The organism is Pseudoduganella aquatica (assembly GCF_020865585.1).
Classification (GTDB): Bacteria; Pseudomonadota; Gammaproteobacteria; order Burkholderiales; family Burkholderiaceae_D; genus Rugamonas; species Rugamonas aquatica_A.
Map to the genome: position 1 here is coordinate 1 of NZ_CP086370.1, position 12,307 is coordinate 12,307.

General features: G+C 58.0%; 9 protein-coding genes. 4 read left to right on the plus strand and 5 right to left on the minus strand.

All coding sequences use genetic code 11. From position 1 onward, the window contains the following. The 4 genes from dnaA to KT882_RS00020 all read left to right on the plus strand — a co-directional run bounded on the left by dnaA (position 1) and on the right by KT882_RS00020 (position 8,599). Positions 1–1,422: a chromosomal replication initiator protein DnaA gene (gene dnaA / locus KT882_RS00005; RefSeq protein WP_161075245.1), complete on the plus strand. Its 1,422-nt coding sequence runs from the start codon at positions 1–3 to the stop codon at positions 1,420–1,422. 177 nt (positions 1,423–1,599) lie between these two features. Beyond that, the gene (gene dnaN / locus KT882_RS00010; protein WP_161075244.1) at positions 1,600–2,706 is read left to right on the plus strand and encodes a DNA polymerase III subunit beta; all 1,107 of its coding nucleotides are present in this window, start codon (positions 1,600–1,602) and stop codon (positions 2,704–2,706) included. 144 nt (positions 2,707–2,850) lie between these two features. Further along, complete coding sequence (gene gyrB, locus KT882_RS00015) at positions 2,851–5,352, plus strand: DNA topoisomerase (ATP-hydrolyzing) subunit B (RefSeq protein ID WP_161075243.1); 2,502 nt, start codon at positions 2,851–2,853, stop codon at positions 5,350–5,352. Positions 5,353–5,458: 106 nt separating this feature from the next. Continuing rightward, positions 5,459–8,599, plus strand: a complete 3,141-nt coding sequence (locus KT882_RS00020) for a DUF3427 domain-containing protein (RefSeq protein WP_228894060.1) — start codon at positions 5,459–5,461, stop codon at positions 8,597–8,599. 53 nt (positions 8,600–8,652) lie between these two features. On the opposite strand, the gene KT882_RS00025 is transcribed toward KT882_RS00020, so the two are convergent. From KT882_RS00025 to KT882_RS00045, 5 genes are all read right to left on the minus strand, one after another. Continuing rightward, complete coding sequence (locus tag KT882_RS00025) at positions 8,653–8,949, minus strand: addiction module antidote protein (protein ID WP_161075240.1); 297 nt, start codon at positions 8,947–8,949, stop codon at positions 8,653–8,655. 122 nt (positions 8,950–9,071) lie between these two features. Next, positions 9,072–9,374 carry a PAAR domain-containing protein gene (locus KT882_RS00030; RefSeq protein WP_228894061.1) on the minus strand — a complete coding sequence of 101 codons (303 nt, stop codon included), beginning with the start codon at positions 9,372–9,374 and terminating at the stop codon, positions 9,072–9,074. A gap of 14 nt (positions 9,375–9,388) precedes the next feature. Beyond that, complete coding sequence (locus KT882_RS00035) at positions 9,389–10,786, minus strand: type VI lipase adapter Tla3 domain-containing protein (protein WP_228894062.1); 1,398 nt, start codon at positions 10,784–10,786, stop codon at positions 9,389–9,391. Further along, a protein-coding gene (locus KT882_RS00040) for an IS3 family transposase (RefSeq protein ID WP_228894063.1) occupies positions 10,783–11,963 on the minus strand; the annotation gives its coding sequence in 2 pieces (ribosomal slippage) (positions 10,783–11,714 and positions 11,714–11,963; 1,182 coding nt in all). Before KT882_RS00040 ends, KT882_RS00035 begins: the two co-directional genes overlap by 4 nt. An 11-nt stretch (positions 11,964–11,974) precedes the next feature. After that, a complete protein-coding gene (locus KT882_RS00045; RefSeq protein WP_228894064.1) occupies positions 11,975–12,247 on the minus strand; it encodes a hypothetical protein in 273 nt (90 codons plus the stop codon). Positions 12,248–12,307: the final 60 nt, after the last annotated feature.

Genomic DNA, 12,307 nt, shown 5'->3' on the forward strand with positions numbered 1-12,307 from the left:
ATGGAAAATTTCTGGCAGACCTGTTCCGCTCAACTGGAGCTGGAGCTGACGCCGCAACAATTCAGTGCCTGGATTAAGCCGCTGGTGCCCCTCGACTACGAGGATGGCAAGCTGCGCGTTGCTGCGCCCAACCGCTTCAAGCTCGATTGGGTGAAGTCCCAGTTCGCCAGCCGCATCACCGCGCTCGCTTGCCAATATTGGGAAGCGCCGACCGAAGTGCAGTTTGTGCTGGACCCGCGTCTGAACGCGGCGCGCAAACCGGCCGCGCCGGTGTCGAACGCCGGCATTATCCACAGCAGCGCGCCGTCGGTGCCGGACATGAGCGCCCAGCGCGCCAGCGACCAGGCCGCCGCCAGCCCGGGTTCGCCCGAGTACAACATCGGCAATTCGCCGCGCCGCGAGCAGAGCCGCGTCAACACCGACCTGACCTTCGACAGTTTCGTCACCGGTAAGGCCAACCAGCTGGCGCGCGCCGCCGCCATCCAGGTGGCCAACAACCCGGGCGTGAGCTACAACCCGCTGTTCTTCTACGGCGGCGTGGGCCTGGGCAAGACCCACTTGATACACGCCATCGGCAACCAGGTGATGGCCGACCAGCCGGGCGCGCGCATCCGCTACATCCACGCGGAACAGTATGTCCGCGACGTAGTGACCGCTTACCAACGCAAGGGTTTCGACGACTTCAAGCATTACTACCACTCGCTGGACATGCTGCTGATCGATGATATTCAGTTCTTTGGCGGCAAGAGCCGTACCCAAGAGGAATTCTTCTACGCGTTTGAAGCGCTGATCGCGGCCAAGAAGCAGATCATCATCACCTCGGATACTTATCCGAAGGAGATTACCGGCATGGACGACCGCCTGATCTCGCGCTTCGACTCCGGCCTGACGGTGGCGATCGAGCCGCCCGAGCTGGAAATGCGGGTGGCGATTCTGCTGAAGAAAGCCAAGCAGGAAGGCGTGACCTTCTCGGACGACGTGGCCTTCTTCGTGGCCAAGCACCTGCGCTCCAACGTGCGCGAGCTGGAAGGCGCGCTGCGCAAGATCCTGGCGTACTCGCGCTTCCACGGCAAGGACATCACGATCGACATCGTGAAGGAAGCGCTGAAGGACTTGCTGTCGGTGCAGAACCGCCAGATTTCGGTGGAAAACATCCAGAAGACGGTGGCGGACTTCTTCAACATCAAGGTGGCGGACATGTATTCCAAGCGCCGCCCGGCGAATATCGCCCGTCCGCGCCAGATTGCCATGTATCTGGCCAAGGAACTGACGCAGAAGAGCCTGCCCGAGATCGGCGAGCTGTTTGGCGGCCGCGACCACACGACCGTGCTGCACGCCGTGCGCAAGATCGCGCTGGACCGCACCAAAAATCCGGAATGCAACCACGAGCTGCACGTCCTGGAGCAGACGCTGAAAGGTTGATGCATGGCGGCTTACGGCTGCGCCTAAGCCGCCCTACGGTGTGCAAGCCATATCGTAGGGCGGGTTAGCGCGCAGCGCGTAACCCGCCAGAGCCGCCCCAAAGCGCCGGTTTGCCATTAAAATCTGGCAAGCCCAGCAACAAGTTTGTATCGTTAATTTTTGATATTGAGGATAAATATGCAATTGGTCAAAACCACCCGAGATACGCTACTCCGGCCACTGCAGATCGTGAGCGGTATTGTCGAGCGTCGGCACACCATGCCGATTCTGGCCAATATCCTCATCCGCAAGGACGGCGAAAGCGTCTCGTTCCTGTCTACCGACACCGAAGTGCAGATCACGACCAACGCCGCCATCGGTTCCGGCAGCGACGTGACCGGCACCACCGTGGCCGCGCGCAAGCTGCTGGACATCCTGCGCGCCCTGCCCGAGTCCGGCGACGTCACCATGACGCTGCTGAACAAGCGCCTGACCGTGCAAACCGGCAAATCGCGCTTCGCCCTGCAAACCCTGGCGGCCGAGGAATTCCCGACCGTGCAGGAAGCGGAAAGCTACAACGCGTCCTTCACGCTGCCGCAAAAAACGCTGAAGCACCTGTTCAACATGGTGCACTTCTCGATGGCGCAGCAGGACATCCGCTACTACCTGAACGGCCTGCTGCTGGTGCTGGACGGTAAAAACGTGATCGCCGTGGCCACCGACGGCCACCGCCTGGCCTTCTGCCAGGTGGAGACCGAGCAGGCCTTCGAGCGCCAGGAAGTGATCATTCCGCGCAAGACCATTATCGAACTGCAGCGCCTGCTGGAAGAAAACGACGAGCCGGTGCAGCTCGACATCGCCGCCAACCAGGTGAAACTGACCTTTGCCGACATCGAGCTGATCTCGAAGCTGGTGGAAGGCAAGTTCCCCGACTACACGCGCGTGATCCCCAAGGGCTACAGCAACGACTTCACCATCGGCCGCGACGAGCTGCTGCGCTCGCTGCAGCGCGCCGCCATCATGACCAGCGACAAGTTCAAGGGCGTGCGCTGCATCATCACCCCGGGCAGCCTGAAGATCAGCTCCACCAATGCCGACCAGGAAGAAGCGGTCGAGGAACTGGAAATCGACTACGGCGGCGTGAGCGTGGACATCGGCTTCAACGTGACCTACCTGCTGGACGTGCTGAACAACCTGAAGTGCGACCAGATCAACATCGCGCTGGGCGACTCCAACTCGTCCGCCCTGATTTCGATCCCCGACAATGCCGACTTCAAGTACGTTGTGATGCCGATGCGCATCTAAGCAGCGGCGGGTTACGGCGTTCCGCCTAACCCGCGCTACGCATTGCCCACGACCAGCCGATGGCACGTAGGGCGGGTTAGGCGCCAGGCGCCGTAACCCGCCAACCGCAGCACCGAGTCAACAAGATTACAGAGAAAGCAGTCCATGTCCGAGAGCCAAAACGAACAACCGATCCCGGCCGCCAAGGTGGAAGAATACGGCGCCGCGTCCATTCAGATCCTGGAAGGCCTCGAAGCCGTGCGCAAGCGTCCCGGCATGTACATTGGCGACACCTCGGACGGCACCGGCCTGCACCACCTGGTGTTCGAAGTGCTGGACAACTCCATCGACGAATCGCTGGCCGGCCACTGCACCGAGATCCACGTCACCATCCACTCCGACAACTCGATCTCCATCACCGACAACGGCCGCGGCGTACCGACCGGCCTGAAGATGGACGACAAGCACGACCCGAAACGCTCGGCCGCTGAAATCGTCATGACCGAGCTGCACGCCGGCGGCAAGTTCGACCAGAACTCGTACAAGGTGTCCGGCGGCCTGCACGGCGTGGGCGTATCGTGCGTGAACGCGCTGTCCAAGCTGCTCAAGCTGACCATCCGCCGCGACGGCAAAGTGCACTACATGGAATTCGTGCGCGGCGTGCCGCAGAACCGCGAAATCGAAGAAAAGGACGGCTTCGCCGTGTCCCCGATCAAGGTGATCGGCGAGACCGACAAGCGCGGCACCGACGTGCACTTCTGGGCCGACGAGGAAATCTTCACGCACGTGGAATTCCACTACGAGATCCTGGCCAAGCGCATCCGCGAACTGTCCTTCCTGAACAACGGCGTGAACATCAAGCTGACCGACCAGCGCACCGGCAAGGAAGACGTGTTCGCCTTCGAGGGTGGCACGCGCGGCTTTGTGGAATACATCAACAAGGCCAAGACCACGCTGCACCCGACCATTTTCCAGGCCACGGGCGAGCGCCAGTCGGACCAGAACACCACCATTTCCGTGGACGTGTCCATGCAATGGAACGATGCCTACAATGAACAGGTATTGTGCTTCACCAATAACATCCCGCAGCGCGACGGCGGCACCCACCTGACCGGCCTGCGCGCCGCGATGACGCGCGTGATCAACAAATACATCGACGAGCACGAGTTCGCCAAGAAGGCGAAAGTGGAAATCTCCGGCGACGACATGCGCGAAGGCCTGACCTGCGTGCTGAGCGTGAAAGTGCCGGAGCCGAAGTTCTCGTCGCAGACCAAGGACAAGCTGGTGTCGTCCGAAGTGCGCGGCCCGGTAGAGGAAATCGTCGCCAAGACGCTGACCGACTTCCTGATGGAAAAGCCGAACGACGCGAAGATCATCTGCGGCAAGATCGTGGAAGCGGCGCGCGCGCGCGAAGCGGCCCGCAAGGCCCGCGACCTGACCCGCCGCAAAGGCGTGATGGACGGCCTGGGCCTGTCCGCCAAGCTGGCCGACTGCCAGGAAAAAGACCCGGCGCTGTGCGAACTGTACATCGTCGAGGGTGACTCCGCAGGCGGCTCCGCCAAGCAGGGCCGCGACCGCAAGTTCCAGGCCATCCTGCCACTGCGCGGTAAGGTGCTGAACGTGGAAAAGGCGCGCTTCGAGAAGATGCTGTCGTCCGAGCAGATCACCACGCTGATCGCCACCTTGGGCACCTCCATCGGCCCGGACGAGTTCAACGCCGACAAGCTGCGCTACCACCGCATCATCATCATGACCGACGCGGACGTAGACGGCGCCCACATCCGCACCCTGCTGCTGACCCTGTTCTACCGCCAGATGCCGCAGCTGGTGGAACGCGGCCACATCTACATCGCCCAGCCGCCGCTGTACAAGGTGAAAGCCGGCCGCGACGAGCGCTACCTGAAGGACGACGTGGAAGAAGCCAGCTACATGATGACCGTAGCGCTGAACACCGCCGCCCTGACCCCGCGCGAAGGCGCCGACGTGATCCAGGGCGAGCCGCTGGCCGAACTGGCACGCCAGTACAACACCGCCAACGCCATCATGATGCGTTTGACGCGCGTGATCGACCGCGCCGCGCTGACCGCCATCATGACCGGCGTAACGCTGAACATGGACACGCTGGCGCAGGCCGAAGCCTCGGCCAAGGCCATGGCCGACCGCATTAACGACCCGGCCGTGCGCGTGACCGTGCGCTCGGACGAACTGAGCGAGAAGCATGCGCTGTGGATCGAGCGTATGCACCACGGTAACGTGAAAGTGTGCGCGATCGACGCGGACTTCGTGCAGAGCGCGGACTACGCCACCCTGGCCAACGCGGCAGCCACGTTCGAAGGCCTGATCGGCGAAGGCGCCGTGATCCGCCGCGGCGAAGGCGAGCGCACCAAGGATTCCGCCGTGGTCGACTTCCACCACGCGATGCAGTGGCTGCGCGACGAAGCGGAACGCGTGGTATCCAAGCAGCGCTACAAAGGTCTGGGTGAGATGAATCCAAGCCAGCTGTGGGAAACCACCATGGATCCGACGGTGCGCCGCCTGTTGAAGGTGCAGATCGAGGATGCTATCGCTGCGGACCAGATCTTCACCACACTGATGGGGGATGATGTTGAGCCACGCCGTGCGTTCATTGAAACGAATGCACTGCGCGCGGGCAATATTGACGTTTAAAGACTATTAGTCTGAGTTGGAAAATGGCCTGATTATTCAGGCCATTTTTTATTGTATCGGCGATTGCCGGATTACAATGTTATAAAACACCAACCTCAGGCAACTAATGTCCAATACCCTCCCTCTCGGCCTTTATGAACGTCTGATTCGTCATGATGAACTTGCCGAGCTTTCCGAGATGGAGTTCGCGAATTGCGCGCAAATTAGAATCCCCTCCAAGGCGGAGCGGCGTGAGCATCTATTAAATGAGCTAACCGCTCGTCTATCCGAAATATTAGATGCAATTTCGGACAAGGATGGGAGCAAGCACGAGCAAGAACATGCCGAACTTAAGCTCATTGGAAATTTACTGCGCGCCGCTCGGAATGACAGAGAAGAAGACGATGTGCCCACTTCGCCGCCGCTGCGCATGCTTAGTTCAGTACATGCCCCGAATGCAGCCCCAGTGCAGCCACAAACAGGCCTACGCAGGCCATCGATATTTACCGCAGCACGCAATGATCCTTCTCTGCTGAATGAGCTGAGAGCCGAACTATCCAGCACAGATAGCGTTGACATTGTAGTTAGCTTCATCACTTGGAGCGGTGTCCGCAAGCTGTTAGACATCCTTAAAGCAGCTACCGCATTGGATGCAAATGGAATCCCCCGCACCACACTGCGCATACTGACGACGACTTATATAGGCGCCACAGAAGCTCGCGCAGTAGAAGAGCTCGCGTTGCTGCCAGGAGCTCAGCTACGCATTTCTCTGGACGGACGCCGAAATCGTCTGCACGCCAAAGCCTGGATGTTTCATCGGAAAACAGGATTTGGCACGGCATATATTGGCAGCGCAAACCTATCGGAAGCGGCCCTGATTGGTGGCATCGAATGGACCGTCAAATTCACTGAGGCGAACGACAACGACCTCTACCAAGCAGCGTGCGCGAACTTTGAAACGCTCTGGAATGACGGCGAGTTTCAGCCATACGATCCGCACGATGTGGCTCAGCAAGCCGCTTTGAAACAAGCGTTGAACGAACAACGCACACAGCCAGGTCACAAGGCCCCTGCTTCAGAACCGATAGTGCTCCATACTTGGTTCGATCTACGTCCTAAGCCATATCAAGCGGAGATGCTAGAACGCCTTGCTGCAGAACGTCACCACGGACGGATGCGCAACTTAGTCGTCGCAGCAACTGGCACAGGAAAGACCGTGGTGGCGGCCTTTGACTATGAACGCTTGGTGCGCAAGGAAGGTAGCCCGCCAAAGCTGCTGTTCATTGCACATCGAATTCAGATTCTTAAGCAGGCACTGGCAACGTTCCGACAAGTACTGCGCTCGCCGAGTTTTGGTGAACTGCTTGATGGAGAGAATCAGCCATCCCAACATGAGCATTTGTTCGCAACGATCGCAACGGTTCACAGTCGCGGCCTAGTGCAGCGAATGGGGGCCGATTACTGGCGGGTAGTGATCATCGACGAGGCACACCACCTGCCGGCGGCAACCTTTGACCAGTTCGCAAAATCTGTGAAGCCTACCATTTTGTTGGGTCTGACTGCCACGCCAGAGCGCTCTGACGGCAAAAGCTTAAACGCCTATTTCGATCCTCGTCCTGATGGCACGCCCGCAGTTTCGCTACGCTTGTGGGATGCGCTTGATCAGCAATTACTGGCGCCATTCGAGTACTACGCTACAGCGGACGACACAGACCTAAGCAAGATCAAATGGAATCGGCCTGAGGAGTTGGGTCAGCTGGATGCGGTCATCTCTAGCAACACGGTTCGCAGCCGCCTCGTGATGAACACCTTGCAGCAGTATGTGTCAGACCTCGGGAAGCTCAAGGGTGTCGTGTTCTGCGTAAGCGTGGCACATGCCCAATTCATGGCCGCCTGCTTTGAAAAAGCTGGTCTACCGTCGTGCAGCGTGACCGGCGCGAACTCAAGCCAGCAACGAGACCAGGCTATCGGCGATCTCCGTTCAGGTAAGCTCAAGCTGATCTGCACTTGTGACCTCTTTAATGAGGGCGTAGACATCCCGGAAATCAACACGCTACTTTTGCTGAGGCCGACACAAAGCCCGGTGGTGTTCCAACAGCAGATTGGCCGTGGACTCCGTCTAGCTGATGGAAAAGAGAGCTGCTTGGTATTGGATTTTGTAGGCATACATAGCGCCGAATTCCGATTCGATACACTACTCCGCGCCATCACGGGCCAGACGCGCGCCCAACTTAAGAACTCGTTAGAGAATGGTTTTGGATCCCTGCCAACTGGATGCCATTTGCAGCTCGATCGCGTGTCGCGCGAGCGTGTACTAACGAATATACGCAATGCGTTGCAGTTGAATGCGGTACGTCTAAGGCAAGAGCTAGCCGCTTGGGCGGCACAGCGGGGAAATCAAGCGCTGACCTTGAGCACCTTTCTGCGCGATAACGAGCTCGAGATCGCAGACATCTACAAAAATAGTCGCTCGTGGACCAGCTATAAGCGCGATATCAACCTACCACTTCCAGCACCAGGTCCACGAGAGGACGAGTTAATTCGACGGATGGGATCGATATTGCACGCCAATGATCCGGCCGCTCTGGACGCCTGGACCACCGTGCTATCGACCGGTGAGATTGACACGCAACGGGTACAGATGCTGGCGTATCAAATGCTACATAACGACAAGGACCTTCTTGATCCACACGCCTTCCTAGCACTAATGAACGAGCATCCGGCCCTGAAACAAGAACTGGTTGAGATTGTGAATTGGCTGCAGGATGAATCGCTGGTGGAGGGTGTTCATCTACCTGGCGTGCCTTCAGACTGGCCACTGACCTTGCATGCGCGATATGAGCGGCGCGAAATTCAGACTGCTGCTGGTCATCTAACAGCCGTGGCAAGACCCCAGTTCCGCGAAGGCTGCTTACCATTAGCAAAGGAAAAGATCGAACTGCTGTTCGTTACGTTAGACAAGCGCGAGGGATTTCATGATCGCGTCCAGTACCACGACTATGCTATCAGTCCAGATCGATTCCATTGGCAATCACAGAACATGGCAAGCGCAAGGAACGCAACTGGGCAGCGATATCTGCAGAGCCCAACCAACGGCTGGACTTTCCAACTCTTCGTGCGTGAAGACGCTGAACATGCCTTTGTCGCACTTGGTCCAGTCACCTTAGCCGGTCACCAAGGGGACCGACCGATCTCGATCGAATGGCATCTTTCGACGCCAATGCCGATGGAAGTATTCCGCAAATTTTGCGTGCTAAAAGGAGGGTAAGCGGAGAATAGTGGTCCCTTTCAAGGGGGGCTCTGGAAGCGGCTCTGTGTCAGCTATGCAGCGCATGGCTCGATTCTGAACTGAAGTCCAAGCATGTTGACTAATTTCAGGACTGCTTCGAAACTAGGATGCCCTCCTGGAGAAAGCGATTGAGCCAGTTCATGGGCATCGATCCCGCTTTCCCGGGCGAGTTGCGCCAAGCCAGAGGAGCGGGCGATATCGTCCAACGCCTGGGCAAGCAAGGCAGCGTCGCTGCCGCCCTCAGTAAAACAAGCTGTCAGGTATAAGCCCACGTCCTCGCGCGTCTGCAAATACCTTGAGCCGTCCCATTCCGTCAGCTGGATTTTCATACTAAACCTCGTATATCACGCAATCGTTGCCGTGCTAAGCGATAGCCTCCCTGCCCTTCTGGTTCAACAGCCAGTAGGAAAAAAGGAAGTAGTCAGCAGACGTAGCATCAGATGCCTTCATTTTAGCCGCATGCCAGGATAGTGTAGCGGCGCTGGCTTAGCCCTTGTGAAGCATCGCCGCTTGCCATAAGCGCTGCGCCACAACTGGTTTTGTGGCCTTCATACGCCACTGGCACGCCGTCTATCGTGTGCTCGGAATCGCCTTCGATGACAGTGCAGACACCGCCGTGGCCAACAATGGGGCAAGTGAATTTGTCGCCCAAAAAGACGACGGGCTTGCCGTCGACCGTGAAATGCGGTGCTCCACTGTTGATGACTTTGCCGCCGTGCGAGGTGGGGTCGCCGGCGCAAATTTCCTTGCGCATGATTAGCCCTTTACTTATGGACGCTCGTAATTTTTGGGATCAATAGGAGGGAGGGTCGTGTTTTCCAGGATTCTGGTGCCTATTGAGTGGTATTGGGATTTGCGTTTTTCCTCCGATGGTGGCGTCACGAGGATGATGCTGGCTTCGCTTGGGTCGCGCAGGTTGAAGGCGGCGCTGACGCCGCCTTCCTGATAGCTGCCGATCACGCCGATTGCCATCTGCATGAAGAACGTCGCGACGCCGGTGTTGCCAAGCCGGCGGTCCGTGTCGATGAACTGGTTGGACTTGGCCGGGTCGATCTCCGGGCCGCCGTCGGCTTTGATCTGGCGGAGCAAGCCGTGGAAGGTGATCAATTGCTTCTGGTTGTTGGCGGTGGAGAAAATCACGCGCGCTGGTCCCGCGGCGCGCTCTGCCTGCGGCAAGGTCTGCAACGCTTCCTGCCAGCCAGCGTGCAGGGCGGCCTCGCGATCTACCTGGTGCTTAATTACTTTGCCTTCATGGTCGGTCATCTTGACGAAGACCGGGCGATGGATGAAGCCAAGGCTCGGCAGTGCATCGAAGCGTTCGAGCTGGTCGGTGTTCCATGGGACTGGGAACCAGGGAGTGGGCTTCCAGTCACGGGGTGGGTGGTGCTTCCAAAGGGAGGTGGCGTCCAGGACGCTGATTGCACCAGTGCCACGAATTTCGGGACGGACGGCGAATTTTGCTGTCTCGGCGAGCCATTCTTCGCTGGTGGGCTCGCGGCCAATGCTACCCGATGGCTGCGGAACTGACTTCTGCAAGTCTAGATAGGCGAGATACAAACGCCTAGCGATGCCATGCTGATTTTGAAATCCCACGCTCTTGCCATCACTGACATCTTCAAAAACAAACGGTCGCATTGAGTCGACGCGCTCACGCCTGGCCAAGATGAACAATGCAGATGAGTCCGGCATTTCAGGGACCGAGTATTCGTCCTTGCGGATCCTATCGGTACGCAATTGCGAATACATGATTCGGGTCGACGTACTGTCTTCAGAAGTGAGAACGACGTATGGCACATCGGGGTTTTTGTCGAAAAACTCAAATATCCTCCCTACAATTCGATCCGGCCTCTCGCTCAACTCTCGATCAGCAATAACAAACAAGTGCGTAATCATGCCGGACATACTGGAGCCGCCAACCATACCGCCTTGTGGCAATTCCGGGCGGTCCGTATATTCAGGGGCACGACACAAGGGCTCGGCATTGAACACTGGGGTTCCCCAAAACTGCGGCGATTGAAACGCACCATTTTCGAGGCTTGCTGCTTCGTGCCCCCCGGAAAGACCGTCCTTGTCGTCCCCCGACCATGGATACTTCTTCGGATCCATCTCCCTTATCGTCGTGTAGGCGTTACCGTCCACCAAAGCTTGCCAAAGTGCGGTGGTCAAGTAATTTCGGACACTACGATAGGTTCATGCACTGCCATTTTCCGTTCATAGACGGCGGGCGGCAGATTGCCCAGTGCTGAATTGATGCGCTTGCAGTTATAGAAGCCGACGATGTAGTCGGTGATGTCGGTCTTTGCCTCGGCGTGATTGGCGTATTGGCGCTGCCAGACGCGCTCCATTTTCAGGTTCAGGAAGAAGCGTTCTGCTACGGCGTTATCCCAGCAGTTTCCTTTCCGGCTCATGCTGCAAACAAAACCATGCGTCGCCAGCAGGTCTTGGTAGAGCTCGCTGGCGTATTGGCTGCCCCGGTCCGAATGGACGATCAGGCCGGGTCCTGGGCGCCGCTGCTGGATGGCCATGTTCAGGGCCTCGCAGACGAGCTTGGCAGGCATGCTTGGCGCCATGGACCAGCCGACCACCTTGCGTGCGTACAAATCTATCACGACGGCCAAGTACAGCCAGCCGGAGCCGGTGCGGATGTACGTGATGTCCGATACGTATGCCATGTTGGGCGCGGGCGGATTGAACTGCCGGTTCAGCACATTGGCGGCGATCGGCAGGTCGTGCTTACTGTCCGTCGTGTGAACGAACTTGCGTTTCCAGACGGGCTTCAAAGCCGCTTGGCGCATCAAACGGCGCACCTTGTAGCGCCCGATGTGGAAGCCGGCGTTGGCCATGGCCGAAACCAGACGGCGGCTGCCGTAGCTTTGCCCGCTGGCTTGAAATTCGGCTTTCAGATGCACGCTAGCCTTGCACACCGCCGGTTTGGCGGAGCGTCGTTGCGCGGCGTAGTAGCCTGATCGGCTTACCTCCAGAACGCGGCAGCTTTGTTGGGCCGGAATGGCCTCCTTTTGCAGTTGATGAACGAGCTGATAGATCATTTCATTTCGCGGGCAAAGAAGGCCGAGGCCTTTTTTAAGATGGTCACATCCTGCCGCAATTGCTGATTTTCCAGTTCGAGTTGCCGAATGCGCTGCTGCTCGGCGGTGAGTGGTTTGCCGATGCCCGGCTGGCCGCTTTGCTCGGCACTGTATTGCGCCAGCCAGCGCCGGATAGCAGTTTGGCCGATGTCCATGCTTTCGCTGACGTTCTGGATGCTCAGGCCCTGTTCCTTGATCATTCTGACCACCTCCAGCTTCAGGCTCGGATCGAATGTCTTGCGTTTTCTTGTTGTCATGCTTTAACTCCTCAGATGGTGAATTTTCCACCTATTGAGGTGTCCAGGCAAATTAGACCACGGCAAAGGGCTTTCTGGCGATACTTGTCCAGCGTTACCCCCAGACCAATCACTTCCAAGACATACTCCTTTCCTCCTGGCGCATCTGCCGCTTTCGGGGACACAACCGCCGACAGTTTGGCTGGCGTCAAAGAAGATTTTGAATGAGTGTTCTCGCAAATTTTGTAGATGCAAAATATCAGCACTCCCAAACAGATCCAAAAGATCATCACTGCTTTCGACATGTGGCCTCCTAGGAGTTAGTATTCAGGCCTTCAGTTCCGACATGACATCGGCTGGCAAAC

Excerpts from the sequence above, each read along its gene's own strand:
- KT882_RS00025 (WP_161075240.1), bottom strand. The coding sequence starts at position 8,949 with ATGAAAATCCAGCTGACGGAATGGGACGGCTCAAGGTATTTGCAGACG.
- gyrB (WP_161075243.1), top strand. The coding sequence starts at position 2,851 with ATGTCCGAGAGCCAAAACGAACAACCGATCCCGGCCGCCAAGGTGGAA.
- dnaA (WP_161075245.1), top strand. The coding sequence starts at position 1 with ATGGAAAATTTCTGGCAGACCTGTTCCGCTCAACTGGAGCTGGAGCTG.
- KT882_RS00030 (WP_228894061.1), bottom strand. The coding sequence starts at position 9,374 with ATGCGCAAGGAAATTTGCGCCGGCGACCCCACCTCGCACGGCGGCAAA.
- dnaN (WP_161075244.1), top strand. The coding sequence starts at position 1,600 with ATGCAATTGGTCAAAACCACCCGAGATACGCTACTCCGGCCACTGCAG.
- KT882_RS00020 (WP_228894060.1), top strand. The coding sequence starts at position 5,459 with ATGTCCAATACCCTCCCTCTCGGCCTTTATGAACGTCTGATTCGTCAT.
- KT882_RS00045 (WP_228894064.1), bottom strand. The coding sequence starts at position 12,247 with ATGTCGAAAGCAGTGATGATCTTTTGGATCTGTTTGGGAGTGCTGATA.